General features: G+C 46.0%; 27 protein-coding genes and 2 tRNA genes. 6 read left to right on the top strand and 23 right to left on the bottom strand.

The window, feature by feature from the left end; all coding sequences use genetic code 11:
- The first annotated feature begins 50 nt into the window (after positions 1–50).
- Positions 51–872 carry a mechanosensitive ion channel family protein gene (locus JaK3_RS06165; RefSeq protein ID WP_068322203.1) on the top strand — a complete coding sequence of 274 codons (822 nt, stop codon included), beginning with the start codon at positions 51–53 and terminating at the stop codon, positions 870–872.
- Between the two features lie 70 nt (positions 873–942).
- The gene (locus JaK3_RS06160; protein WP_068322201.1) at positions 943–1,209 is read left to right on the top strand and encodes a hypothetical protein; all 267 of its coding nucleotides are present in this window, start codon (positions 943–945) and stop codon (positions 1,207–1,209) included.
- 104 nt (positions 1,210–1,313) lie between these two features.
- Here the strand turns inward: JaK3_RS06160 and dnaB are convergent, their stop codons facing one another.
- The 6 genes from dnaB to JaK3_RS06130 all read right to left on the bottom strand — a co-directional run bounded on the left by dnaB (position 1,314) and on the right by JaK3_RS06130 (position 6,524).
- Positions 1,314–3,764 carry a replicative DNA helicase gene (gene dnaB, locus JaK3_RS06155; RefSeq protein WP_420865690.1) on the bottom strand — a complete coding sequence of 817 codons (2,451 nt, stop codon included), beginning with the start codon at positions 3,762–3,764 and terminating at the stop codon, positions 1,314–1,316.
- A gap of 69 nt (positions 3,765–3,833) precedes the next feature.
- Positions 3,834–4,286 (bottom strand): 50S ribosomal protein L9, encoded by a 453-nt coding sequence (gene rplI / locus JaK3_RS06150; RefSeq protein ID WP_068322194.1) that lies wholly within the window; start codon positions 4,284–4,286, stop codon positions 3,834–3,836.
- Positions 4,287–4,299: 13 nt separating this feature from the next.
- Positions 4,300–4,572 carry a 30S ribosomal protein S18 gene (gene rpsR, locus JaK3_RS06145; protein ID WP_011902267.1) on the bottom strand — a complete coding sequence of 91 codons (273 nt, stop codon included), beginning with the start codon at positions 4,570–4,572 and terminating at the stop codon, positions 4,300–4,302.
- 13 nt (positions 4,573–4,585) lie between these two features.
- Positions 4,586–4,879, bottom strand: a complete 294-nt coding sequence (gene priB, locus JaK3_RS06140; protein ID WP_082786391.1) for a primosomal replication protein N — start codon at positions 4,877–4,879, stop codon at positions 4,586–4,588.
- A gap of 59 nt (positions 4,880–4,938) precedes the next feature.
- Positions 4,939–5,313 (bottom strand): 30S ribosomal protein S6, encoded by a 375-nt coding sequence (rpsF, locus tag JaK3_RS06135; RefSeq protein ID WP_068322189.1) that lies wholly within the window; start codon positions 5,311–5,313, stop codon positions 4,939–4,941.
- 134 nt (positions 5,314–5,447) lie between these two features.
- Positions 5,448–6,524: an asparaginase gene (locus tag JaK3_RS06130; RefSeq protein ID WP_068322181.1), complete on the bottom strand. Its 1,077-nt coding sequence runs from the start codon at positions 6,522–6,524 to the stop codon at positions 5,448–5,450.
- A 60-nt stretch (positions 6,525–6,584) separates the two neighbouring features.
- On the opposite strand from JaK3_RS06130, the gene lexA reads away from it, so the two are divergent.
- Positions 6,585–7,304, top strand: a complete 720-nt coding sequence (gene lexA / locus JaK3_RS06125; protein WP_068322174.1) for a transcriptional repressor LexA — start codon at positions 6,585–6,587, stop codon at positions 7,302–7,304.
- Positions 7,305–7,386: 82 nt separating this feature from the next.
- Here lexA and JaK3_RS06120 read toward each other — a convergent pair whose 3' ends face one another.
- The 5 genes from JaK3_RS06120 to uvrC all read right to left on the bottom strand — a co-directional run bounded on the left by JaK3_RS06120 (position 7,387) and on the right by uvrC (position 10,772).
- Complete coding sequence (locus JaK3_RS06120) at positions 7,387–7,848, bottom strand: hypothetical protein (protein ID WP_068322171.1); 462 nt, start codon at positions 7,846–7,848, stop codon at positions 7,387–7,389.
- Positions 7,849–7,940: 92 nt separating this feature from the next.
- Positions 7,941–8,014, bottom strand: a tRNA-Cys gene (locus JaK3_RS06115).
- A 49-nt stretch (positions 8,015–8,063) separates the two neighbouring features.
- Positions 8,064–8,139 (bottom strand) — tRNA-Gly (locus JaK3_RS06110).
- A 116-nt stretch (positions 8,140–8,255) separates the two neighbouring features.
- On the bottom strand, positions 8,256–8,831 hold the full coding sequence (pgsA, locus tag JaK3_RS06105) for a CDP-diacylglycerol--glycerol-3-phosphate 3-phosphatidyltransferase (protein WP_068322168.1): 576 nt from the start codon (positions 8,829–8,831) through the stop codon (positions 8,256–8,258).
- Between the two features lie 30 nt (positions 8,832–8,861).
- Entirely contained in the window at positions 8,862–10,772 is a 1,911-nt protein-coding gene (gene uvrC / locus JaK3_RS06100; RefSeq protein ID WP_068322164.1) for an excinuclease ABC subunit UvrC, read from the bottom strand.
- Between uvrC and earP the strand changes: the two genes are divergently transcribed.
- The 3 genes from earP (at position 10,771) to JaK3_RS06085 (ending at position 13,577) form a co-directional block, all read left to right on the top strand.
- Positions 10,771–11,841: an elongation factor P maturation arginine rhamnosyltransferase EarP gene (earP, locus tag JaK3_RS06095; protein ID WP_068322162.1), complete on the top strand. Its 1,071-nt coding sequence runs from the start codon at positions 10,771–10,773 to the stop codon at positions 11,839–11,841. The two genes, uvrC and earP, sit on opposite strands and share 2 nt — an antisense overlap.
- An 87-nt stretch (positions 11,842–11,928) precedes the next feature.
- A complete protein-coding gene (efp, locus tag JaK3_RS06090) occupies positions 11,929–12,489 on the top strand; it encodes an elongation factor P (RefSeq protein WP_068322160.1) in 561 nt (186 codons plus the stop codon).
- Positions 12,490–12,572: 83 nt separating this feature from the next.
- Entirely contained in the window at positions 12,573–13,577 is a 1,005-nt protein-coding gene (locus JaK3_RS06085) for a GNAT family N-acetyltransferase (RefSeq protein ID WP_161484700.1), read from the top strand.
- Here JaK3_RS06085 and nagZ read toward each other — a convergent pair.
- The 12 genes from nagZ to fabG form a co-directional block, all read right to left on the bottom strand.
- The gene (gene nagZ / locus JaK3_RS06080) at positions 13,574–14,647 is read right to left on the bottom strand and encodes a beta-N-acetylhexosaminidase (RefSeq protein ID WP_068322153.1); all 1,074 of its coding nucleotides are present in this window, start codon (positions 14,645–14,647) and stop codon (positions 13,574–13,576) included. The genes JaK3_RS06085 and nagZ overlap by 4 nt on opposite strands.
- Before the next feature lie 9 nt (positions 14,648–14,656).
- A complete protein-coding gene (acpS, locus tag JaK3_RS06075) occupies positions 14,657–15,049 on the bottom strand; it encodes a holo-ACP synthase (RefSeq protein ID WP_068322151.1) in 393 nt (130 codons plus the stop codon).
- Between the two features lie 22 nt (positions 15,050–15,071).
- Complete coding sequence (pdxJ, locus tag JaK3_RS06070) at positions 15,072–15,821, bottom strand: pyridoxine 5'-phosphate synthase (protein ID WP_068322146.1); 750 nt, start codon at positions 15,819–15,821, stop codon at positions 15,072–15,074.
- 12 nt (positions 15,822–15,833) lie between these two features.
- Positions 15,834–16,568, bottom strand: coding sequence for a DNA repair protein RecO (gene recO, locus JaK3_RS06065; protein ID WP_068322142.1), 735 nt, complete (start codon positions 16,566–16,568; stop codon positions 15,834–15,836).
- Between the two features lie 5 nt (positions 16,569–16,573).
- Positions 16,574–17,467 carry a GTPase Era gene (gene era / locus JaK3_RS06060; protein ID WP_240480906.1) on the bottom strand — a complete coding sequence of 298 codons (894 nt, stop codon included), beginning with the start codon at positions 17,465–17,467 and terminating at the stop codon, positions 16,574–16,576.
- 44 nt (positions 17,468–17,511) lie between these two features.
- Positions 17,512–18,303 (bottom strand): ribonuclease III, encoded by a 792-nt coding sequence (gene rnc, locus JaK3_RS06055; protein WP_068322137.1) that lies wholly within the window; start codon positions 18,301–18,303, stop codon positions 17,512–17,514.
- Positions 18,304–18,308: 5 nt separating this feature from the next.
- On the bottom strand, positions 18,309–19,115 hold the full coding sequence (lepB, locus tag JaK3_RS06050) for a signal peptidase I (RefSeq protein WP_068322132.1): 807 nt from the start codon (positions 19,113–19,115) through the stop codon (positions 18,309–18,311).
- Positions 19,115–20,920 (bottom strand): translation elongation factor 4, encoded by a 1,806-nt coding sequence (gene lepA / locus JaK3_RS06045; RefSeq protein ID WP_068322128.1) that lies wholly within the window; start codon positions 20,918–20,920, stop codon positions 19,115–19,117. The genes lepB and lepA overlap by 1 nt, the downstream gene beginning before the upstream one ends.
- A 136-nt stretch (positions 20,921–21,056) precedes the next feature.
- A complete protein-coding gene (locus JaK3_RS06040) occupies positions 21,057–22,481 on the bottom strand; it encodes a DegQ family serine endoprotease (protein ID WP_205627513.1) in 1,425 nt (474 codons plus the stop codon).
- 74 nt (positions 22,482–22,555) lie between these two features.
- The gene (gene fabF, locus JaK3_RS06035; RefSeq protein ID WP_068322121.1) at positions 22,556–23,803 is read right to left on the bottom strand and encodes a beta-ketoacyl-ACP synthase II; all 1,248 of its coding nucleotides are present in this window, start codon (positions 23,801–23,803) and stop codon (positions 22,556–22,558) included.
- A 21-nt stretch (positions 23,804–23,824) separates the two neighbouring features.
- Complete coding sequence (gene acpP / locus JaK3_RS06030) at positions 23,825–24,064, bottom strand: acyl carrier protein (RefSeq protein ID WP_028819177.1); 240 nt, start codon at positions 24,062–24,064, stop codon at positions 23,825–23,827.
- Positions 24,065–24,165: 101 nt separating this feature from the next.
- The gene (fabG, locus tag JaK3_RS06025; protein WP_068322118.1) at positions 24,166–24,909 is read right to left on the bottom strand and encodes a 3-oxoacyl-ACP reductase FabG; all 744 of its coding nucleotides are present in this window, start codon (positions 24,907–24,909) and stop codon (positions 24,166–24,168) included.
- Positions 24,910–24,913: the final 4 nt, after the last annotated feature.

Genomic DNA, 24,913 nt, shown 5'->3' with positions numbered 1-24,913 from the left:
GTTTTTAGGCTCCTTAAACATTTTTATTAAATTTAATTAAGAAGGTTGTAATGAAAGATATTGATCTAAACCATATTCAAGAGATTTTGGTAACAGCAGCAACTGATATTGGTCTGAAAATTTTGGCTGCTATCGCCTTTTGGGTTATTGGTCGCTGGTTGATTGGTCTTGCTCTCAGCATTATTCGCAAAGGTCTAGAGCAACAAAAATTAGACCCGACAATTCTTCGTTATGTTGGCTCAGTAGTATCAGTAACCCTCAACATTCTCTTAGTAGTTGGCATTCTGGGTTATTTCGGTATTCAGACTACTAGCTTTGCCGCCTTAATCGCCACTGCTGGCGTTGCCATCGGCGCAGCCTGGGCTGGTCTACTCTCTAACTTTGCAGCAGGCGTATTTGTTATTGTGCTGCGCCCATTCAAAGTGGGTGACTTCATCACCGCTGGCGGTGTTACTGGAACAGTACGAGAGATTGGTTTATTTTCATCCACTATTTATACGCCAGATAACATTGCCACAATGATTGGTAACACCAAAATTTTGGGTGACACTATTCAAAACTTTAGTCACAGCCCATATCGCCGAGTAGATCTTAAATGCCAGCTTTCCGGGGCAGCAGATCAAAATGCTGCGATGACCTTATTACGTGAAAAGATTGCAGCCATTCCAAATGTCTTGCAGGATCCTGCAGTTGAGGTCAATATCTTAGAATTCAACTTAGTAGGCCCAGTATTAGCTGTTCGCCCTTACTGCAGTAATGATCATTACTGGCAAGTCTATTTTGAAAGTAATCGTGTGATGAGTGACTCTTTGGCTGCAGCTGGTTTCCCCGCCCCAGTAGCATCACAGAATATGATTATGAAACAGAGTTAGTAATTAGAAATTGCTTTACTGATGTACGTATTAGTTTAAGAAGCACCCCTATCCACTAAGGAGAATTTTCATGAAAAAAATCATCGTCGCTTTAAGCATTGCATTAAGTTTTGCAATCCCTACTTATGCATTTGCTGATCAAGCAGCCTGTGAAGCTAAGGCAGTAAGCAAAGATGGCAAACCACTGTATGGCGCAGCTAAAGATGCTTCCATCAAGAAATGCATGGGTGATGCTAAGCCGAATGATTGCGAAGCCAAAGCCGTAAGCAAAGATGGCAAGCCACTGTATGGCGCAGCTAAGGATGCCTCCATCAAAAAATGCATGGGTGGTAAATAAGATTACTTATTACGATCTAATTTTTGATCCATTAAAAAGCCTCACACTGTGAGGCTTTTCTTTATCTGTTTATGTTTCAGTTTATTTTTTTATTGTTTCTTTACCTAGAACGGCTCGTAACCACCAGAAGAGTAACCGATAGAGCCCATCGCCAAGTTATCAAACTTGGTATACGGACCTTGCCAGCTTAAGCGCACTGTACCGATTGGGCCGTTACGTTGCTTACCAATAATGATCTCTGCAATACCTTTATCTGTCGTAGTATCTGGGTGATAAACCTCATCACGATAGATGAACATAATTAAGTCGGCATCCTGCTCAATAGCGCCTGACTCACGCAAGTCAGACATGATCGGACGCTTATTAGGACGCTGCTCAAGGCCGCGATTTAACTGGGAGAGCGCAACAACAGGACACTGCAATTCTTTCGCGAGTGATTTGAGCGATCGAGAGATTTCTGAGATTTCTGTTGCACGGTTTTCAGAACCAGAGCCGCTCATCAACTGCAAGTAATCGATCACCACCAATCCAAGGGTGCCGCCAAAGTTTCTGGCGATACGACGTGCACGTGCGCGCAACTCTAGACTTGATAAAGAGCCAGTCTCATCAATCAAAATTTGGGTGTTACTTAAACGCGCAATTGCATCAGTAACGCGTGGCCACTCATCGTCTTGCAACTTGCCAGTACGCATACGGCCTTGGTCTACGCGCCCAACTGAACCGAGTAAACGAGCAGCCAATTGCTCACCTGACATCTCCATTGAGAACACGACAACTGGCAATCCTTCAGCAAGAGCAACATTCTCAGCAATATTCAAAGCAAATGCAGTGTTGTGTGTAACAACATAGTCATTCGTTATGTACGTTCTTTGAGGATGACTAACGGAAATACACTGCGCTTCAGTCGCCCTGGAAGGTTCAATACTCTTAAACGTCAATCTGCGCTGACGACTCCAGCACGCTCTAAGTCTCTCTTTCTTCTCGGGCAAGCTAAAAGCCTCAAACCCTGAGCTAAAGCTCATATTTAAAACATATGACAAACGCCCTTGTTTGCGCTCACCCTTATAGGTATAAAAAGATTGCTTCTGGGAGATTGAGCAAAATCCGCCCAAAGATCTCGCTAAAGACGCAACATCTTCAGACAATTGCTTGCTTGCTGTACAAAAGCGAATGGAGCCCCACTTCTCAATCCATCCATCGGTATCCATCAATCCCTGAAACAATGCAAGTCGAGAAGTCTTATTGGCCTCGAGATAAGTAGCCGGAATGTATTTATCAAAACTTCTGCAGCCTAAAACACCTAACTCATCTAATGCAGCTCTAAAATAATTTGTCTTTACAGCAGCTCTTTGGCCATTAGCTGCAATTCTTTCTTTCGAGACTAATCTCCAGTCATAAGCATTAGCGTGAACTAATTCCATCTCATAGTTTGCAAGTAAATTCATGCGCTCTACAAGCTCAGACGACTTAGTTGAAAACATCACTGAGGCATGAGATAGGGCCAAGGTTCCATCACCTAGCAATGCACCTAAAACCCATGGATGAATTGGCAATGCATTCGAGTGACCAAAATCACCTGTGACAGGATCAATCCATAATCTGTTCTTGTATCGAACACATTGCAGCATTTCCATTAAGCGAGCTGTATTGATAACGCGTGGCTCAGACCAATCTCGATACATCACACGCCATAAGTGCTCATCGCAACACTCAGCCACTCGCCCATCGGAGAAGGTGACTTTATAAATCTGTTTAATACCTTGTGGATAAATACCGGTGACCATTGAATGCTGTCCATCGACAGAGGCGAGGCGATCACCAAACTTAAGGTCGCCCATCAACTTCCAACCATCTATAGTCTTCACTTTTGCATCTAATGGCTGCGCCTTGCCCATAGAAGGACGACCAGCAACAATCACGAGGTCGCCTTTTTGTAGGCCGCTAGTTTGCTTATCTAAATCTAAGAATCCAGTTGCAATTCCAGTAATGTCGCTACCGCCTTGGCGGTTATAGAGCTCATCAATGCGGGCTACAACAGCTTTGAGTAAAGGCTCAATCTCGAGGTAATCCGCTTTGCGACTACCCTCTTCACCTATTTGCAAAATGCGTGATTCTGCTTCATCCAAAAGCGTTCTAACAGTACGCCCCTCTGGAACGAATGCAGAATTCACAATGCTGTCTGAAACTTCAATCAAGCGACGTAGAATACTGCGGTCACGAACAATATCGGCGTAGCCTTTAATGTTGGCTGCACTTGGCGTGTTTTGCGCTAATGAATTGAGATAGTCAATGCTGACTAGGTCACCACCCTGTTCGGACTTCACTGCATCATAGACAGTGATCACGTCAGCAGGATGATTGTCACCAACCAAACGTGCAATGACCTTGTAGATCAAAGCGTGTTCAGGGCGATAGAAATCTTTATCGTTTAATACTCCACCAAGGTTATCCCAAGAGGAGTTATCGATAAGTAGACCGCCGAGCAGTGATTGCTCGGCTTCTACTGAATGCGGCGGGACTTTTAAAGCCTGCACGACTGCATCCCCAGAACCCATCATGCCGGGATTCAGCGTAACGGAACGTGAACGGGATTCAGCCATGAGGCTAGTTTACAGAGTTAAAACTTAAGCTTGCTCGCCAACTACACGAATAGTGATTTCTGCAACTACGTCGGTATGAACAGCAACCGCTACAGGGTGATCACCAACCATTTTCAATGGGCCAGTAGGCATGCGAACCGAAGACTTCTCAATAGTGAAACCTTTAGCTTTCAAAGCATCAGCGATGTCGTGATTGGTTACAGAACCAAACAAACGACCGTCAACACCCGCTTTTTGACCGATTTCGAGAACCATGTCTTTGAGCTTGATGCCAACAGCTTCAGCAGCAGCCAATTTCTCAGCGGCTAATTTTTCCAACTCAGCACGACGAACTGCAAAGTCAGCAATCGCTGATTCAGTTGCACGACGAGCTTTACGTTGCGGAATTAAGAAGTTACGAGCGAAACCGTCTTTAACGCGAACGATGTCGCCGAGGTTGCCCAGGTTTGTTACTTTTTCTAAAAGAATGATTTGCATTGAGGGCTCCCAATTATTTCTTATGTTGATCAGAGAATGGCAATAAAGCCAAGTAACGAGCACGCTTAATAGCAGTGTCCAACTGACGCTGATATTTAGCTTTAGTGCCTGTCAAACGAGCAGGAGTGATCTTGGCGTTTTCGCCAATGAAGTCCTTCAATGTGTCTACATCTTTGTAGTCAATCTGTTCTACGCCAGCAACAGTGAAACGGCAATAACGCTTACGCTTGAACAAAGGGTTCTGAGCTGGTTTCTTTTTGAAATCGGGTTTCTTTCCAAACGCCATGATGATTTCCTCTTTAATTTTTCAATTGAATATGGGTAATATGGAAAACAAGTCTTTGATTACGTAGAGTCTTGGGTGCTAAGAATCCCTCAAACACTGCCTCAGTTCCTAAATCCATTCGCTCTAGATCCTTTTGTATCGGACCGATTGAGATGGCTTCAACGTTCATCTGAACTTTCCTTGCCACTCCTACCTCGTTAGCTTGGCCACTATGTTCTAGCTGGCAATGCATCACAGGCATTCCTGCAGGTGTAAATCGAATCGCGTCTTTAGATACCAAGATCGCAGTGAGGGTGAAATGATTCAACGCCGCTCCGCTTCTCTGATACGTTTTCTAGTCTGTGTATTCCTCTTCAAATTTCTAACTTAGGCTGCCGCTACAGGAGCGTCAGATTGAGCAGATTTACGCGCTTCTTCACGCTGCACTTCTTTCATCATGATTGAAGGCTCTGTTTCAGCTTTCTTAGTCTTGATGATGAGGTGACGCAAAACTGCATCGTTAAATTTGAACGCATGCTCGAGCTCCTCCAGAGTTTTCTGGTCGCACTCAATGTTCATGCAAACGTAATGGGCTTTAGCAAGCTTGTCGATCATGTAAGCCATCTGACGACGACCCCAGTCTTCCATACGATGAATTTTGCCGCCCGCAGCTGCTAATGTAGCTTTGTAACGATCGATCATCGCTGGCACTTGCTCGCTTTGGTCCGGATGGACGATAAAGACGATTTCATAATGACGCATCAAACACTCCTTAAGGATTAAGTCACCTGGGCGTCTTGCTAAGTTCTGATGGTTGTGAACTCAGCGCCAGTGTGACAAGGTAGTAACAAATTGTAGGTACTGCTTACAACACTTTTACAGCCGCTTTGCAGCGCTTACCGAATTACAGGCAAGACTGATATTCTAGCAAAAAAATCCTGCCAAGTCAGGGATTTACCTGCTGCTTGAGCATGTTTCTCAGCGTTTAAGGACAGCTGAAGGGCAATTCTGGCTCTAGGCGCAGAAAGACTCCCTGAGGCCAAGCATCCGCTAATGTCCTTCTCAGGAAGGTCGGACACGGTTTCCCCTGCCCCCGTTCTGGTAGTTCTAACCAATGCAATGCCATGTTTTACCGCGGCCACCAAGGAATCGCGCCAAGCATCATGAAATCCACCCATACCAGTACCGGCAAGGACTAAACCCTTTACCTTGGAGTTCAGCCAATGGGTAATTGTTTCTGAGCGCGCCCCTGCATGACTAGTCAATATCTCCACCCAAGGCCATTCATTCTCCTTGGGAATCGGCAAATCCTCAGTCCATAACTCCTGAACCGCCTTTACGCCTGAAAGCCAAGAGGGGTTAATGAGTCCAACCGAGCTACTAGGTGAGGTCTGAATGGGTGCATTAAGAGCGCTGCCGTGCCGCTTAGCTAAATCCATAGCCAAACAGCCTCTGCCATCCATTACGGCATAAATTCCGCCTGGACAGTTGTCAATTGGGGTGGAGGCCCAACGAATCGCATCCAAAAGGTTTGATGGGCCATCAGCCTTGGGCGCATTTGACGGCAGCATAGCGCCAGTCAGGATAACTCTTTTGCCTAAATTTTGAGCATATTTGCCACAAGTCATCTGTAAAAAGACGCCTGTTTCTTCAATTGTGTCTGTTCCGTGAGTGACTACTACGCCTTGAACCAAGGAATTAGCAAGGGCCTCTCTCACAGCCTCACCCAAAAGCGTCAATAAAGACTCTGTGAGGTTACGGCTATTAATGTTGGCAACCTGCTTTGAAACCAGGCTAATGCCTTCGGGGATAGCAGATCGAACATGAGCCAGCAAAGAAGCCACCTCCACTTGGCCCGCCTCATATTGCAGGGGCTCATCGGCAGGATTGGACGCCAGACCAGCAATTGTGCCGCCCATACCCAAGACTAGGATGTGAGGTGAATTTTCTGAAGGATTTTCAATTGTGCTCATACCCCTATTATCCCCTCTAAATCGCTTGATCTATCAAAAACAGCTGTATACAATCCCAGTATGGACATAAACACAGTCGATTTTCCGGAGGAGCTGACTGCCCTCCCCAAACTCACTCCACGTCAGAATGAGATTTTGGAGTTGATTACTAAAGCCATCGATGAGAGCGGTCTTCCGCCAACTCGTGCAGAGATTGCTACGCAACTGGGATTTGCTTCTGCAAATGCGGCGGAAGAACATCTTCGTGCTCTAGCTAAAAAAGGTTATATCGAATTAACGCCGGGGACTTCACGCGGCATTCGTATTCCACAACGATTCAATCAAACACACAACAGCAACAAATATCGTCAGCTTTCTTTACCATCTGGCGCATTACAGCAACTGACTCTGCCATTAATCGGTAGAGTTGCCGCAGGCTCACCCATCATGGCTGTTGAACATATTGAGAAACATGTTCCGATTGATCCAAGTTTGTTCAGTAAAGGTGCTGATTACTTATTAAAAGTAAAAGGCATGAGCATGCGCGATGCTGGAATTTTGGATGGCGATTATTTGGCCGTTAGAAAAACAACTGAAGTACGCAATGGCGATATCGTAGTTGCTCGACTTGATGATGAAGTGACAGTAAAGCGCTGGCAACAAAAGAAAACTGCCAATGGCATGGTGATTGAACTTCAAGCAGAAAATCCAGACTTCAAAAACATTTTGGTAGACGATCGTCAACCCAACTTTGCAGTTGAAGGTCAAGCCGTTGGCTTGATTAGGGCTGAAGGGCTGTAAGCTCAACCCACTAAAGCAAAAGGCCTCTTGTTAGAGGCCTTTTTTATTGAATTCAATTGAGCAATCAAACTGCTTACTGAAGTTACTTACGAGTTGGAGCAACCACGTTAGCATTCTTCGGTGATGAGGTCACGATGATGACCGACTTAGGACCACCAAGAGATCCATCAACGATTTCAACAGTAGCAGTTCTATCGCCTTTGGTGAAAACTAAAATACTAGTTTTAGCTTTTACAGCGGTAACGGTTGTCCAACCACCTTTTGGATATTCTGACTGGAAGAAGGCATAAACATCAGTTGCACCTTGTAGCGCATTCACTACCGCTCTGCCAACCCACTCATTGCCGCGACCTATAATGATGGAGTCACCACCTGAGAGGCGCGCGCCCTGCGGCAAAGGCATATCACCCAGCAACTGAGTCTGAACCTCTTGAACCTCTTGCGGTGAGCCAGAGGGAGAGTCACCTGAGCTAGCGCATGCACCTAAGATCGCTGCCATAAATAATGCCAGGGCGCTAACTTTGAGAGTGTGGATTGTGATCATGTGTGTTTTATTTGATTAAGGTGGTTGGTGCTTTTTACTTGCAATAGTTAAAAGCATTTTAGGTGATGCACCTAATTCGTCAAGATAAATTCTGGAGGCGCGTGAGGGAATCGAACCCCCGTACGAAGCTTTGCAGGCTCCTGCCTAACCACTCGGCCAACGCGCCAAACACTTGAATCAAAAATGGGAAGCTTTTTAGGGCTTCCCATCGAACTTGGAGCGGGAAAGGAGGTTCGAACTCCCGACCTATACCTTGGCAAGGTATCGCTCTACCAGCTGAGCTATTCCCGCATAACAGGGCAATAGTTTAACAAACAATCGCGAAGAAAGCATTATTCCTTGTAAAGCCTAAAAAATAGAGGATTGAAACTACCTTCAAAGCCCTAACTGGCTGGGCTTTTGAAGAATTAGTCGATTTTTCCAACCAACTGCGGCAAAGCCTTTTTCATGTAATAGAACATCGACCAAAGCGTTAAAAAGGATGCAATCCAAATTAACCAGGTACCCACTTGCGCGCAATTTAACCAACCAAATAAGGTGTCATTCAGCAATAAAAATGGAATGGCTACGAGTTGAGCAGTTGTTTTCAGCTTTCCAACCATGTGAACTGCCACACTTTTTCCAGCGCCTAACAAAGCCATCCACTCTCTCAGTGCAGAAATTGTGATTTCTCTGCCAATAATGATGAGGGCCACCCAAACTTGCACGCGATCCATATTGAGCAGAACCAATAGTGCAGCAGCAACAATTAACTTATCTGCCACTGGATCGAGAAACTGGCCAAATGCAGATTCTTGTTTTAAGCGACGCGCTAAAAAACCATCCAACCAATCGGTAATAGCAGCAGAGATAAAGATAATTGCCGCTATTAAATTCTTTTCAAATGGGGTGAGCCAAGAATTGGGGAGGTAAAAGATTGCCACCAACAGCGGGATTGCTGCAACACGCAACCAGGTTAGGGCTATTGGTAAATTGAAGGGCATTTGTTAAGCATAAACCAAGTGATGTTGCCCCTAGTGAAGCTGGCGATATATTTGTTCGGCCAATGTCATAGAAACACCCTCTACGCTGGCTATCTCCTCAATACTGGCATTAGCAACCCCTTTAAGGCCACCAAAACGTGCCAGCAGCTTTTGACGGCGCTTGGCACCAATACCCTCGATCTCCTCAAGACGAGAAATCGTTCTAGCCTTTGCGCGCTTAGCACGCATACCAGTAATAGCAAAGCGGTGAGCCTCATCCCGTATCTGCGCCACCAATAACAATGCTGCACTATCAATACCCAACTCAAGAGGCTCGCGTCCATCAGCAAAAATAAGCGTCTCAAGTCCTACCTTGCGTCCCTCACCCTTAGCGACACCGACAATCAAACCTACGTCCATACCAAACTCAGACAAGACTTGGCGCGCCATCTCTACCTGCCCCTTGCCGCCATCAATCAAAATCACCTGCGGAATTTTTTCAACTGGTAACTCCTGAAAATTAGCATAGCGTCTTTGCAGAACTTGACGCATTGCTGCGTAATCATCGCCCGGCGTAATGTCATTGATATTGAAGCGTCGGTATTCACTAGACTGCATTGCATTCTTGGCATAGACAACGCACGATGCTTGCGTTGCTTCACCAGAGGTGTGGCTAATATCAAAACACTCGATACGTAATTGCTCAAGACTTTCTAATTCAAGACTGAGAATATCTGCCAAGGCACGTGCCCTTGCCAGCTGCCCACCCGTCTCAACCAAACGTTTTGTTAGTGCGATCTTGGCATTGCCTTCAGCCATGGCAAGCCAATGACGTCTTTGACCTTGAGGTTGATGCAGGAAGGTAATTTTTCTTCCTGCCTGTGCATTGAGCAACTCATGTAAATCTTCGGGTGGAGATTCATTTAACTCACCAAGGTCATCCCCCTTTGATTGCAAAGCATGATTTAAAACCAATACCGGCGGTATTAAATTGCTAGTTGTCTCGCTCGAATTCTCTTCTAAATAATGCTGTGTAATAAAGGCTTCCAATATCTCTGCGGGAGACGGCAACTCACCAGAAGTAGTGCGCAGGCCCTTCGGGAAATATGCTCTGTCACCAAGATGACGACCACCACGAACCATGGCAAGGTTCACACAAACCATACCTTCCATTTGCGCAACAGCGATGATGTCTACATCACCTTCGCCCTCCGCCACCACATCCATAGATTGTTGCTGCAAAACACTGGATAAATCTGAAATGCGATCACGCAAGACGGCGGCCATCTCAAACTCCATCGCTTCGCTATGTTTGTGCATTTCTTTTTCAAGCTCAGATAAAACACGACTGTGATCACCCTCTAAAAAACGTGTAGCTTGCGCAACGTCTTGGCCGTATTGCTCAACGCTAAGCCGACCCACACACGGAGCACTACAGCGATGAATCTGATGCAAGAGACAAGGACGACTGCGATTCTTAAATACCGAATCCTCACAAGTCCTCAAACGGAATACCTTCTGCAGAATCTGCACACTATTACGCACTGCCCAGCTATTGGGGAACGGCCCAAAATAATGATTGCGCTTGTCCACTTTTCCGCGATAAGAGGCCAATCTAGGGAACTTGTGGCCCGTTAGCATCACATATGGGTAGGACTTATCATCACGAAACAAGATGTTGAATGGTGGTGCCAACTCTTTAATGAGATTGTTCTCTAGAATGAGGGCTTCAGTTTCGGTCCGTGTTACCGTTGTCTCGTAACGGGCAATTTTGCCCACCATCAGCTCAATACGTGGTGATAACTGTGTACGCTGAAAATAACTTGAGACACGCTTTTTAAGGTTGCGAGCTTTGCCTACATACAGAATATGCCCCGCTTCATCAAAGAAGCGATATACCCCCGGCAATCCGGGTAGCCGTTTAACATCCTGCTGAAGGGTTTCAAAAAGCGAATTGCTCATGCGTTGGGATATTTTCTGTCAAATCGTCGATAACTATGGTGATGCTGGTATTTGCTGGCGTCTAGCCCGAAGCTTAGCAAGCATTCATGGGCAAGAGGTGCGTATTTTTTGCGATGATCTGCCAACCCTTAATTTACTCGCTTCGGGTGTGAACCCCGCCATAAAGAAAAAAATTGATATGCAGCCATGGGATGCTAGTCATAACAATGCCAGGCACCCAGTACAAACGCCCGATGTGGTGATTGAAGCATTTGGCTGCGAATTACCTGAGCGCTATCTTGCCGGCCTGTTTATAGCCTCCATCAAGCCCATCATCATTAACCTGGAATACCTCAGCGCTGAACCCTGGATAACAGAATTCCACGGCAAAGCATCACCCCAGTCTCACGGCATTCCCAAGTATTTTTTCTTTCCTGGATTCCAAAAGGAAGTTGGCGGGCTATTACTAGATCCTATTCCAGCAGAAGGTCATCTCACCGACAACAATATTCCGAATGATCTCAAAACTGTCTGGTCTAACTTACGGCCTGGAGCAAAGCGAATCAGTGTTTTTTGCTACCCAGGGGCGCCGCTAAAAAAATGGCTAGAGAACTTAGGTAGCCTTGGTGAAGAGGTTGATATCTTGCTAGCTCATGGTCATGCGGAGCAGCTCAACTTATATGGCGAACAACCTATCTCGCTACCAAGAAACCTACAACTAATCTCCATGCCATTCGTTTCTCAGGATGAATACGACTGGGTGCTTTCACAGTGTGATTTCAACATTGTGCGTGGAGAAGATTCTTTTGTACGTGCACAACTGGCAGGCAAACCATTTATTTGGCACATCTATCCCCAGGAAGATCGCGCTCATGAAGTGAAATTAGCTGCTTTTTTGGATCTCTATCTTGAGGAGGCTAGCCAAGAATTAAGGCTGGCCACTATTGCCGCAATGACCTGGGCAATGCCAAGTGAATGGTTTGGCAAGCTAGGAGTCTGGGATGCGCATGCTAAGCACTGGCGTGCCCATTTACTCGAAAAACAAGCGGATGGCGGCTTGCCAGCACGTTTAATCCGCTTTGTCGCCTAATCCCAAGCAATAAAGGCTTGCGGGCGGTTACAATCTTGTTTTTGATAAAAACCGCAGAAAAATAGCTCTGCCCCCAGGAATAGCAAGATGAAAACAGCACAAGAACTCCGCGTTGGTAACGTAGTAATGATCGGCACTGATGCCCAGGTCGTTTTAAAAGCCGAATATAGCCGCTCTGGCCGCAACTCCTCTGTTGTGAAAATGAAATTTAAAAACTTGTTAACTGGCGCGCCGAACGAAGGCGTTTACAAAGCCGATGACAAATTTGATGTTGTGATTCTCGACAAGAAAGAGTGCACATATTCTTACTTCGCAGATCCAATGTATGTATTTATGGATGGCGACTACAACCAATACGAAGTTGAAGCTGAGTTCATGGGTGACGCATTGAATTACCTCGAAGAAAGCATGCCATGTGAAGTGGTGTTCTACGAAGGTAAAGCTCTTTCAGTAGCAATGCCAAACTCATTGGTTCGTGAAATCATTTACACTGAGCCAGCAGTTAAAGGCGATACCAGCTCTGGCAAAGTATTGAAGACTGCAAAATTAGCAACTGGCTATGAATTGCAAGTTCCATTGTTCTGCAACACTGGCGACAAGATTGAAATCGATACTCGTACAGGCGAATACCGTAGCCGCGCTAACTAATTTTTAACTAGTTAGCTACGATGTTAAAAGCCCGGCTTGCCGGGCTTTTTTATTTTCCGAGTACAAGTCATAATGCTCAGACTATGACCAATGAGATCAACTTTGATATCGCTTCCTTAGGGCCGACAGATATAACGCCGCTAATTGACTGCGTAAGACGGTGCTACGGGGAAAGTTATCCTAACCCAGTGATGTATGACCCATCGAAGCTTAAGGAAGCAATTGATACAAAATTGATGCATTCGGTTATCGCAAAACTCCCCAACGGCGAAATCATTGGCCACTGCGCCCTTACCTTTGATGGCCCCCAAAATACTTCGCCAGAAGCTGGGAAGATGATGGTTGACCCGAATTACCGAGGTCATCAAGTTGCCGAAAAAATGGCTCAGAAACGAATTGAAATTGCACGTACTCTAGCGCTTCCGGGGTTTTGGACTGAGTGCGTAACCAATCACCCCTACAGCCAGCATGAAATGATTGCATTCAATGCGAAAGAAACCGGTCTCTTTATTGGCGATATGCCATCGACCATTGCCATGAAGGGATTGGAAAATCACCCCGATACCAGAATGTCATTGCTCGCTTTTTACCTATCTATTGAGGATCGGCCACATACCATCTACCTCCCAAGCAACCATACGACACATACTCAAGAGCTCGCGCAGGACTTAAATCTAGATCGCAAGGTCTTAGTTTCAAATCAGGCCGGCAAAGGCCAAACCATCATCAATACAGTTGTTAACTCCGGTATTCAAACTGCCAATATTTCTGTAGAACTGATAGGCAACGATTTCCTTCAAGCGGTAGAGAACCAATTAAAGAGTATTCAAGATTTAAATCTTGCCTCTATTTACCTAGACTTACCCATCGAGCAAGAGGCTGCGTCTAAGGCTTTCGAGGACTTAGAAAAGCACGGTTTTTTCTGGGGATCTTGGATGCCAAACTACTCAAGTAAAAGCGATGTAGTGCGCCTGCAAAAAATTAATCAAACGGTTAACGTTGATGAAATTGTTTGCGCAAGACCGCAAGGAGACAGTGTCAAAAGCTATGTTGTCTCAGAATGGAAACGCACCCAGAAGTCCGCTTAAATTAAATTAAGCTGTTCCAGCAACCCCTTGGCATGTTCATACTGGGACTCACTTTGGAGTTCTTGCCAATTTAGGGCAAGAGCTGTTGGCATGAGTTTATTCAATCGCCCTCTTGACTCTTCCAGCTTGGCTTTTGAAACCTTTAACTTACTTAATAACTGATCAGCAAGATCCGGGCGATTACAGATCAGCACTGCATCACAACCAGCATCTAGCGCCAGTTCCGCACCCTTAACTACTGACCCGGCAACACTCGCGCCTTCCATCGAAAGGTCATCGCTAAAGATCACTCCCTCAAAACCCAATTCTTGGCGCAAGATAGAGTGGAGCCAAACTTTAGAGAAGCCAGCTGGGTTCTTATCTACCTTTGGATAAATCACATGCGCCGGCATCACTGAAGCCAAGCTGAGATCAAGCCACTCATAAGGCTTGGCATCATCGTTCAAGATCTCTTTCAAGCTGCGCTCATCCACTGGAATTGCCACATGTGAATCAGCTTCAGCCCAACCATGGCCTGGAAAGTGTTTGCCACAGTTCGCCATACCAGCAAGGCGCAAACCTTCATTCAAACTTTTCGCTAGAGCAAAAACAATTTGTGGATCACGACTAAAAGATCGATCACCGATCACACAGCTTCTACCAAAATCCAAATCCAGAACCGGTGTAAAACTGAAATCTACACCACAGGCACGTAATTCAGCTGCCAGCACATAGCCACAGGCAGTAGCTGCTGCCATAGCGATCGCAGCTGACTCCGCAGCATGAGACGATTTATTTTTAGCGCTCCATAATTCACCCAATTTACGCATTGCTGGAAGATGGGTAAAGCCATCAGTCCTAGCGCGCTGCACTCTACCGCCCTCATGATCAATCGAAATCAAGACATCAGGACGTAGTTTTTTAATAGCGGCGGTAAGTTTTGTGAGCTGCTGACGATTGGCAAAGTTACGACCAAACAATATGACGCCCCCAGTCAGTGGATGCAAAATGCGTCTACGATCTTCAGCATTTAATTCCAAACCAACTACATCTAAAGTGATTGGGCCTGGGGCCATCTTTGACTTACTCATCTTTTCCTCTTATTTTTGAGTAACAATTACATGCGCAATTGCCATATCTTGTTCATCACTTACCGTTACGTGAGCTTCCCAATTTTTTTCTTGCATGAATTGCGCCAGCGCACCTAAATAGCTCGTTACCGGCTTGCCACTTGGCTCATTCAAAGTTTGAAGCGAGCGCCAAGTCATCGGCATTCTCATGCCAAGCCCGATTGCTTTTGAAAAGGCTTCTTTCGCCGCAAAACGCGTAGCTAAAAAGGCAATTCCACGCTTATGATTTCTAGCGAGGCGATGCTGAAATACCAGCATCTCTTCTGGACCCAGAATTTTTTCAGCTAAGCGGCCATTCGTGCGATCGTAAGCCGCTTGTAAGCGCTCAATCTGCAGAATGTCTGTGCCAATACCAATGATCATTTTTTTATTTTGTAGCTATTGATTATTCTTTCGCGAGCGCTCTACCCTGAGCCATCAAGGTTTTCATATCGATGATTGCCTTTTGCCAGCCTTTGAACAGGGCCTCAGCAACAATAGCGTGGCCAATATTGAGCTCGGATAATTCCGCAATTGCTGCGATAGGCTTTACATTCCCCTCATGCAAACCATGACCAGCATTGACTCTCATGCCAATACTTTTTCCAAAGACTGCAGCCTTACGAATACGCTCCAATTCTTTCGCCTGATCGGCGCCCGATAAATCGGCGTAACGACCAGTATGTAACTCAACCACAGTCGCGCCCACATCTTTAGCTGCCTGAATTTGCTTCTCTTCGGGATCAATAAATAATGACACCCGAATGCCGGCATCGACCAATTTCTTTGTGGCTACTTTTACTGCATCGAAATGACCCAAGACATCCAATCCGCCTTCAGTTGTCACTTCTTCACGCTTTTCTGGAACTAAGCAGACATCATGCGGCTTTACTTGGCAGGCGATGTCAATCATCTCAGGAGTGACTGCGCACTCTAAATTCATGCGGGTTTTAATCAGTGGTCGTAAGGCCAGTAAATCAGCATCCTTAATATGACGACGATCTTCACGCAAATGCAATGTAATGAGATCTGCGCCAGCCTCTTCAGCCAAAGCTGCTGCCCTTAATGGATCGGGATAGATCGTCCCACGCGCATTACGCAAAGTGGCGACATGGTCAATATTGATGCCTAGTTCAAGGCTTGGATGGCTGCTCATCTCTGTAGATTACTAGATTTTCTTCAGATCAATCAAAATTTGACGCGTAGTGAGCACTTGATCCTGCAAATGTAAGCCCAACAGAAAACGCATTAACTGCTTACTTTCCGAGAGAGTCTCTGAATCGGAAAAATCACCAACAGCAATCGCCAATAAGGATTTTCCAGTCAGGACTGGCCAGTGCCCCGGATCATCGACCTGGACGGGACGAACACCACGCTCAGGCTGATAAACATACTGCTCATGAGCCAAAGGTGCCTCATTAGTTTCAACGCAGCGATCTAATGCTGCGGCATAACCAGTCTCCTGCAAGAGTGATAACTCAAAAGGACGTAGGATTTCTTCTAAGCCCTTGGACTCAAACTCTAAATTTGATAAGGCATTAATCGTTTCTGCATAGCGGTCATAAAGCTTTTCGTAATCATCTTCACGCGCTAAAAACTTCACAAGCAACTCGTTCAAGTAGAAGCCGCAAAGCAAGGCATCTCCAACTAAAGAGGGCATGCCACCTACCCACTCAGATTTCGTTAAGGTACGCAGCTCAGATTTACCGCTCCAAGAAACCAGCAATGGCTGAAAACGCTGCAATACAGGTCTTAGTGTTGAATGCGGACGTTTAGCACCTTTGGCAATTAAGGCCATACGGCCATATTGCCGTGTAAATACATCCAGAATTAAGCTCGTCTCTTTATAAGGGATGCTGTGTAATACAAAAGCAGGTTCGTCAGCAACTCGAATCGAGGCCATTGAATTTATTCCAGCCCTTGCGCCCGCAATTCGGCGCGATCATCAGCCCAGCCACGCTTGACTTTCACCCAAGTCTCTAGGAAAACTTTTCCATCAAAGAGCTTTTCCATGTCGATACGGGCATCAGTAGAAATCTTTTTCAGACGCTCGCCTTTTTGACCAATGATCATAGCCTTATGACTATCGCGATCTACCAGGATAGTTGCTGCAATACGGCGCATCTTACCGTCCATCTTGAACTGATCGATCACTACCGTGCTGGTGTATGGCAACTCCTCGCCAGTAAAGCGGAATACTTTTTCACGCAAAATCTCAGCAGCCAAGAATCGCTCACTGCGATCGGTGATGGTATCGCCATCGTACACGGCTGGCGCCTCGGGCAGATAGCCCTCAAGCACGTCTAACAATCTCTCAATATCCCCTGGACTCTTTGCACTCATCGGAATAATTTCAGCAAACTCGCATTTTTGGTCTTCGTGACCACCTAATTCACACCAAGGGCGAGCCATATCTTTAATGAAGTTCAATAAGGCCTGATCGCGCTCTGATGGCGTCTGAAAACGGCTATTAAACAAATCCAATTTATTGAGTACCAGCACTACCGGTAAATCATCCGGGAGCAACTTCAAAACTTTTTTGTCATCCTCACCAAAGTAGCCAGCCTCAACCACAAAGCAAGCCACATTCACATCCTGCAATGCAGTCGTTACTGTGCGATTAAGCGCTTTGTTTAAGGTATTCATCAAACGCGTCTGAAAACCTGGCGTATCGATAAATATGAACTGAGCTTCTTCACGATTCTGGATACCCAAAATACGATGGCGCGTAGTTTGCGCTTTACGAGAAGTAATACTGATCTTCTGACCAACCAAGGCGTTGAGCAAGGTTGATTTACCCATATTAGGACGCCCAACAATGGCGATAGTGCCGCATCTAAACACGATTAGCCCTTCAGCTTAAGATTGAACTGCTCTTCGGTCACTTCTTTTTTTGCTGCTTTCTTTTTCGCTGACCGAGTTTTCTTGGGTTTGCGAGATTCTTGTGGCAAGGCTTTAAGCATCGCTATTAAGGCTAATTTAGCTGCAGCCTGCTCAGCAGCGCGACGTGAAGCGCCTTCGCCTTTCACTGCCACCTTATGACTAGGAATTAAACATTCCACCTCAAATTGCTGATTATGCGCAGCGCCAGTAGTGCCAGTAACGTTATATGCTGGTAAAGGCAACTGATAACTCTGTAAACATTCTTGCAAAAGTGTTTTATCGTCTTTGCCCAAGGTTTTTGGATCAACGTGCTCTAGGATGATGGAGTAGAGCTTGCGCAAGCTTGCCTTGGCCGCTTCAAATCCACCATCCATAAAGATGGCGCCAGTAACTGCCTCTAAGGTATCAGCCAAGATTGATGGGCGACGAAATCCACCGCTCTTCAACTCACCCTCACCTAAGCGCAAGTAATCCGATAGGGATAGTGTTTGAGCAATTTCATATAAGGCCTGCTGCTTTACTAAATTCGCACGCACACGAGACAAATCACCTTCATCTAAATCGGAATAACGTTCATATAGCATCTCTGCTACTACGCAATTGAGAATAGAGTCGCCCAGAAACTCTAAACGCTCGTTGTTTTTCTTGCTATGACTGCGATGAGTTAAAGCTTGGTTCAGTAACTCAGGCTTCTTGAAGGTGTAGCCAAGGCGCTCTTGCAGCGGTCCAGTTTCGATAACGGCGCGCGCATTCATGATATTTACTCGAATCCGCCTATGCGACCAAGATTGCCGAGATTAAGCCAAACAAAGAAGGCTTTACCCACAATGTTTTTATCTGGCACAAAGCCCCAATAACGAGAGTCTGCACTGTTATCGCGGTTATCACCCATCGCAAAGTAATGACCTGCCGGTACTTTACAAGTCATGCCTGACTGTTGATATTGGCAGAATTCAGAACCGGGAAAACGTTCAGTGGGAAATACAGTAGCCGGACGATCTGGGTCATTCAGGATCTCATGACGATTGCCGCCTAAGTCCGCAGGAAAAGTTTCCGTGAAACGTTTGGCATAGCGCATATTCTCTGGATCAAGATAAGGCTCGCCACCACTATATTGCAATGGTTGGCCATTGATGGTCAGGCGTTTATTTTCATAAGTGATTTTATCGCCTGGAAGGGCCACTACACGCTTAATGTAATCTACTGACTCATCACGTGGATAGCGAAACACAACAACATCACCACGCTTAGGTGTGCCTAGGTCGACTACCTTTTGATTGAGCACAGGTAGACGAATTCCATAGGTAAATTTATTCACCAAAATGAAATCGCCAATTTGTAAAGTCGGAATCATTGATCCAGATGGAATCTTGAACGGCTCAGCAATGAAAGAACGCAATACAAACACCGCACATATAACCGGGAAGAAGCCTGCGGTGTATTCAAGCCATAAAGGCATGCGATCGTTGCCTGCCAAGCGTCTTTGCGGAGCAAAGTGCAATTTATCAGCAACCCAGGCGATACCAGAAATAATCACCAGGATAAAAAGGACTAGAGCAAAGTTCATTAATCTTCCACCTGCAAAATAGCTAAGAAGGCCTCTTGTGGAATCTCCACATTACCCACCTGCTTCATACGCTTCTTACCTTCTTTTTGCTTCTCTAATAACTTGCGCTTACGGGAGATATCACCGCCATAGCACTTAGCCAGAACGTTCTTACGTAATGCTTTGACGTTTTCACGAGCAACAATATTGCTGCCGATCGCCGCCTGAATAGCCACATCAAACATTTGACGAGGAATGATGCCGCGCATCTTCGCTACAACCTCACGACCGCGATGTTGGCTATTACTACGGTGAACAATGACAGAGAGTGCATCAACGCGTTCGCTATTAATCAGGATGTCGACTTTCACCACGTCAGCTGGACGATATTCTTTGAACTCATAATCCATCGAGGCATAGCCACGTGAGATCGACTTCATTTTGTCAAAGAAGTCCAAAACAATCTCTGCCATTGGTAGTTCATAAGTGAGCTTGACCTGGCGGCCTAGGTAATTCATATCCATCTGTATACCGCGCTTACCAACGCACAAAGTAATAATGGAACCCACATACTCTTGGGGCATGTATAAATTGACTGTCACGATAGGCTCAAGAATCGTATTGATCTTGCTAGCCTCAGGCATCTTCGACGGGTTATCTACAGAGATAATTGAACCGTCCGATTGCTCTACCTGGTACACCACCGTTGGAGCGGTAGTGATGAGATTCATGCCGTACTGACGTTCTAAACGTTCTTGCACAATCTCCATGTGCAACAAACCTAAGAAGCCGCAACGAAAACCAAATCCAAGCGCTTGTGATACCTCTGGCTCATACAAGAGAGAAGCGTCGTTGAGTTGTAGCTTTTCTAAAGACTCGCGTAGCTGATCGTATTCACTCGATTCAACTGGATATAAACCCGCGAATACTTGGGGTTTAACTTCTTTAAATCCAGGCAATGGCTCAGACGCAGGAACACGACCTTGTTGTCCAGGAGAATGTGTGACAGTGTCACCAACCTTAGCAGCCTTTAATTCTTTGATGCCAGCAATCACAAAGCCCACTTGACCGGCAGATAGCTCAGGGCGATCTACTGACTTCGGACTAAACACGCCTACGTGCTCAACTAAATGGCTTGAACCGTTAGCCATTAAAGTAATTTTTTCTTTTGGTTTTAAAGTGCCGTTCACAACGCGCACCAGCATGACAACACCAACATAGTTATCAAACCAAGAGTCAATAATCAAGGCTTGTAATGGATCTGTTGCATTACCTTTTGGCGGAGGCACTCTAGCAATCATTTCTTCGATTACATCCTGAACACCCAGACCTGTCTTGGCTGAACAGGTTACAGCCTCTGAAGCATCTATACCAATCACATCTTCAATTTCTTTTTTAGCGCGCTCAGGATCAGCCTGCGGCAAATCAATCTTATTGAGAACCGGAACAACCTCAACGCCCAACTCAAGAGCCATGTAACAGTTAGCAACTGTTTGCGCTTCAACACCCTGGCTAGCATCAACTACTAATAAAGCACCTTCACAGGCAGATAAAGAGCGGCTAACCTCATAGGAGAAGTCGACGTGACCTGGGGTATCAATCAGGTTAATGTTGTAAGTCTTGCCATCTTTGGCTTTGTAATTTAAAGCAGCGGTTTGCGCCTTAATCGTGATGCCACGCTCACGCTCAATATCCATTGAGTCGAGAACCTGGGCTTCCATTTCGCGATCAGAAAGACCGCCACAGAGTTGAATAATGCGATCAGCAAGCGTCGATTTGCCGTGATCGATATGGGCGATGATAGAAAAATTGCGGATTAAATCCATAGCGTCTTAATAGGTCATTCAAAAAACGCCTTGTCAGAACGCACCACAATGATGCGCTGCAAAAAGTCGTCTTAAATTGATTGTAATGGGTGGCGCCCAAAAGGCGCCAAACCCCATTTCTAAGCCCAAAATAGGGTTATTTAGGTCTTACGGGGACTACCAAAGTGCTATCAGCACGGCGTATAAAGACCGGGACGGCCTTGTTAGCATCCAGGCCCTTAACTAGAGCCTCAAACTGCTTAACGCCCGTAATATCGGCATCTGCAACCCGAATAATGACATCTCCAGGTCGAATTCCAGCCCTGGCCAAGGGACCCTCCCCTAAACCGGTAACCTCAACACCACTCTTGATATTCAAATCCTTCTTTTTGCTATCGGATAGCTCACTTACAGCAACCCCAAGGGCATTTGCGCTATTGCTATTTGGAGCTGGAGCATCCGACTTCTTATTTGCCGCCTGAGTAGATTCGGCATCAGTTACGGTCACGGTTAAATCACGAGTACCGCCCTTTCGCCAAACTTGCACTGGCACTGAAGTACCTGGCTTAGTTTCACCAACCACTCTTGGTAAGTCAGTTGATTTAGCAATATCGCGCCCATTGAAACTCAGAATCACATCACCAGATTCAATTCCACCTGCAGCAGCTGGTCCACCTGGCTCAACGTTACGAACGTATGCGCCACGCGGCTTACCCAAACCTAAACTCTCAGCAACATCTTTGGTCATCTCGCCCAAAGCAACACCAATACGACCGCGGGTCATCTTGCCATTGGTACGCAATTGATCGGCAACACGCATCGCCTCATCAATCGGAATAGCAAATGAAATTCCCATATAGCCACCAGAGCGACTAAAGATTTGTGAGTTGATACCAATTACCTGACCGGCGGTATTTAATAAAGGGCCACCAGAGTTACCTGGGTTAACCGCCACGTCCGTCTGGATGAATGGTAAGTAGTCGCCAGTATCACGACTCTTAGCAGACACAATCCCTGCGGTGACCGTATTCTCAAGACCAAATGGGGAGCCAATCGCTAGAACCCACTCACCCACACGCACTCTTGAAGAATCGCCCAAAGGTAACTTAGGTAAATCACGAGCATCAATTTTGACAACAGCAACATCAGTGCGTTTATCCATACCGAGTAACTTTGCTTTGAACTCGCGCTTATCGGTCAAGGTCACATAAATAGTTGTAGCACCCTCAACCACGTGCGCGTTTGTCAAAATTAATCCATTGGATTCAATAATGAAACCAGAGCCAACACCACGATCTGCTTCTTGCGGCTTACCGGGATTTGGTTGCGCTTGTTTTGGACCATTCGGCAATCCAGGAATAGGTACACCAAAGAAGCGGCGGAAGAATTCCGCTTGATCTTCAGGCATTCCAGGTATGCCACCTTGAGCTTGCTGAACCACCACTTTTTCAGTGGTACGAATATTCACGACCGCTGGACTGGCACGCTCAACCAAATCGGCAAAATCAGGAATCGTTACCCGAGGATTTTGTGCAGAGACAGGTTGAATAAATGCAAACTGCCCAAGACTAAAAATAGTCATGAGCGCAATTAAGTACTTTTTCATAATGCTATAGACCTACTTGGTAAAGACCAACAGTGGAGATACTAAGAATATTAGGTCAGTTTGCCAAAAATCAAGGTACCGTTAGTACCCCCAAAGCCAAAATTGTTTTTGACTGCATGGTCTATCTTCACATCCCTAGCAGTATTGGCGCAGTAGTCCAAATCACACTCAGGGTCTTGATTAAAGATATTGATAGTAGGTGGCGACTTCTGGTTGTGGAGGGCCAGGATCGTAAATACAGACTCCAAGCCGCCAGCGCCTCCCAAAAGATGACCGGTCATCGACTTAGTGGAATTAATTAAAGCCTTTTTGGCATGATCGCCTAAAGCTGCCTTAATAGCCTCTGTTTCATTCTTATCACCTAGCGGTGTAGAAGTTCCGTGAGCATTTAAGTATTGAATTTGATCTGGATTGAGCTTGGCATCGCGCATTGCATTGACCATGCAACGACGTGGGCCATCCATATTTGGAGCAGTCATGTGATACGCATCACCACTCATGCCAAAGCCTAATAGTTCGCAATAGATTTTTGCGCCACGTGCCTTAGCGTGTTCGTATTCTTCAAGCACTACAACGCCAGCACCTTCGCCAAGAACAAAACCATCGCGGTCTTTGTCCCAAGGGCGTGATGCAGTTGCAGGATCATCATTGCGTGTGGAGAGCGCTCTTGCAGAAGCAAAGCCACCAACACCCAAAGCAGAGATTGTAGATTCAGCGCCACCAGCCACCATGACATCAGCATCGCCGTACTGAATTAAACGTGCGGCCAAACCAATGCTATGCAAACCCGTTGTACAGGCAGTCACTGCAGCAACGTTTGGACCTTTGAGACCAAACAAAATACTGAGATGACCAGAAATCATATTGATGATTGAGCCTGGAACAAAGAAAGGTGAAATACGACGAGGGCCACGAGCCAAAAGCTCAGCGCCTGTTTCCTCAATCATTGGGAGGCCACCGATACCGGAGCCAACCATCACACCTACGCGCTCGGCGTTTTGTTCTGTGATCTCTAAACCACTGTCGCGAAGAGCTTGCGTACCAGCAGCGATACCATAATGGATAAAGGTATCCATATGGCGCGCCTCTTTGGCAGAAACATATTCTTCAACGTTGAAATCTTTCACCTCTCCAGCGAAATGAACGCTAAGCGGAGTGTGGTCAAACTTGGTGATGGTAGCAATACCTGATTTGCCCGCGAGCAAATTAGACCAAGCTACATCAACTGAATTACCAACAGGTGAGATGAGACCAAGGCCGGTGACTACTACCCGGCGTCGGCCATTTGATGCTGACACAGTAATACCTAGGCTAGGGAATTAACCCTGAGCTTTTGATTTAGCGAAGTCGATCGCGAGCTGAACTGTGGTGATCTTCTCAGCTTCCTCATCAGGAATTTCGATGCCGAATTCATCTTCCAAAGCCATAACCAGCTCAACAGTGTCAAGAGAGTCAGCGCCCAAGTCGTTCACGAAAGAAGATTCATTCTTGATGTCTCCTTCTGCGACGCCTAATTGCTCAGCGACGATTTTCTTAACGCGTTGTTCGATGTTGTCCATTAATTTCCCCAGGGGTTGTAAAAACGATGAAAAGGATTTTATCAGTTCGGCGGACCGAATTAGCAAATTCGCCTAAAAATGATCAAATCCTAGCTTTGCCGTTAGGCTAAATATAGTCCGCCATTGACGTGTAGGGTATTACCCGTAATATAACCAGCCGCCGGAGAGGCCAAAAATGCCACTGCCTGGGCTACATCCTCGGGGCTACCCAATCTAGCCAAAGGAATGTTCACTTTTAGGGCATTTTGCTGCTCTTCGCTCAAAGCGCGGGTCATATCGGTATCAATAAATCCAGGAGCCACGCAATTCACGGTGATGTTACGGCTACCGATTTCGCGAGCTAGGGCACGAGTCATACCAGAAACACCTGCTTTTGCAGCTGCGTAATTTGCCTGACCAGGATTTCCCATATGGCCAACAATAGAAGTGATGTTGATAATGCGACCTCCACGAGCCTTCATCATCGGACGCATCACCGCTTGAGAAAGGCGGAAGACAGAACTTAAATTGGTATCAATCACATCGGTCCATTCATCGGACTTCATGCGCATCGCCAAGTTATCGCGCGTAATGCCAGCGTTGTTTACCAAGATATTGATGCCGCCATATTCTTTCACGATCAAATCAATAATTTCTTCACAAGCATTTGGTGCGGTGACATTCAATACCTTACCCGCACCACCAGAAGCTTTCAGTCGCTCATCAATGGCTTTGGCACCACTTTCCGAAGTAGCCGTGCCAATGACTTTGGCACCGCACTTTACTAACTCATCCGCAATTGCTTGGCCAATACCGCGTGAGGCACCAGTTACTAAGGCAATTTGTCCGCTTAAGTCGAGATTCATATTT

Source organism: Polynucleobacter yangtzensis (assembly GCF_001595965.1).
Lineage (GTDB): Bacteria > Pseudomonadota > Gammaproteobacteria > Burkholderiales > Burkholderiaceae > Polynucleobacter > Polynucleobacter yangtzensis.
Note: the sequence above shows the minus strand (reverse complement) of the source record. Positions and strands in the feature narration are given on the sequence as shown.

Coding starts and splice junctions, on each gene's coding strand:
- JaK3_RS06165 (WP_068322203.1), top strand. CDS start 51: ATGAAAGATATTGATCTAAACCATATTCAAGAGATTTTGGTAACAGCA.
- JaK3_RS06160 (WP_068322201.1), top strand. CDS start 943: ATGAAAAAAATCATCGTCGCTTTAAGCATTGCATTAAGTTTTGCAATC.
- dnaB (WP_420865690.1), bottom strand. CDS start 3,764: ATGGGTTCTGGGGATGCAGTCGTGCAGGCTTTAAAAGTCCCGCCGCAT.
- rplI (WP_068322194.1), bottom strand. CDS start 4,286: ATGCAAATCATTCTTTTAGAAAAAGTAACAAACCTGGGCAACCTCGGC.
- rpsR (WP_011902267.1), bottom strand. CDS start 4,572: ATGGCGTTTGGAAAGAAACCCGATTTCAAAAAGAAACCAGCTCAGAAC.
- rpsF (WP_068322189.1), bottom strand. CDS start 5,313: ATGCGTCATTATGAAATCGTCTTTATCGTCCATCCGGACCAAAGCGAG.
- JaK3_RS06130 (WP_068322181.1), bottom strand. CDS start 6,524: ATGAGCACAATTGAAAATCCTTCAGAAAATTCACCTCACATCCTAGTC.
- lexA (WP_068322174.1), top strand. CDS start 6,585: ATGGACATAAACACAGTCGATTTTCCGGAGGAGCTGACTGCCCTCCCC.
- JaK3_RS06120 (WP_068322171.1), bottom strand. CDS start 7,848: ATGATCACAATCCACACTCTCAAAGTTAGCGCCCTGGCATTATTTATG.
- pgsA (WP_068322168.1), bottom strand. CDS start 8,831: ATGCCCTTCAATTTACCAATAGCCCTAACCTGGTTGCGTGTTGCAGCA.
- earP (WP_068322162.1), top strand. CDS start 10,771: ATGCGTTGGGATATTTTCTGTCAAATCGTCGATAACTATGGTGATGCT.
- uvrC (WP_068322164.1), bottom strand. CDS start 10,772: ATGAGCAATTCGCTTTTTGAAACCCTTCAGCAGGATGTTAAACGGCTA.
- efp (WP_068322160.1), top strand. CDS start 11,929: ATGAAAACAGCACAAGAACTCCGCGTTGGTAACGTAGTAATGATCGGC.
- JaK3_RS06085 (WP_161484700.1), top strand. CDS start 12,573: ATGACCAATGAGATCAACTTTGATATCGCTTCCTTAGGGCCGACAGAT.
- nagZ (WP_068322153.1), bottom strand. CDS start 14,647: ATGAGTAAGTCAAAGATGGCCCCAGGCCCAATCACTTTAGATGTAGTT.
- acpS (WP_068322151.1), bottom strand. CDS start 15,049: ATGATCATTGGTATTGGCACAGACATTCTGCAGATTGAGCGCTTACAA.
- pdxJ (WP_068322146.1), bottom strand. CDS start 15,821: ATGAGCAGCCATCCAAGCCTTGAACTAGGCATCAATATTGACCATGTC.
- recO (WP_068322142.1), bottom strand. CDS start 16,568: ATGGCCTCGATTCGAGTTGCTGACGAACCTGCTTTTGTATTACACAGC.
- era (WP_240480906.1), bottom strand. CDS start 17,467: ATGGGTAAATCAACCTTGCTCAACGCCTTGGTTGGTCAGAAGATCAGT.
- rnc (WP_068322137.1), bottom strand. CDS start 18,303: ATGAATGCGCGCGCCGTTATCGAAACTGGACCGCTGCAAGAGCGCCTT.
- lepB (WP_068322132.1), bottom strand. CDS start 19,115: ATGAACTTTGCTCTAGTCCTTTTTATCCTGGTGATTATTTCTGGTATC.
- lepA (WP_068322128.1), bottom strand. CDS start 20,920: ATGGATTTAATCCGCAATTTTTCTATCATCGCCCATATCGATCACGGC.
- JaK3_RS06040 (WP_205627513.1), bottom strand. CDS start 22,481: ATGACTATTTTTAGTCTTGGGCAGTTTGCATTTATTCAACCTGTCTCT.
- acpP (WP_028819177.1), bottom strand. CDS start 24,064: ATGGACAACATCGAACAACGCGTTAAGAAAATCGTCGCTGAGCAATTA.
- fabG (WP_068322118.1), bottom strand. CDS start 24,909: ATGAATCTCGACTTAAGCGGACAAATTGCCTTAGTAACTGGTGCCTCA.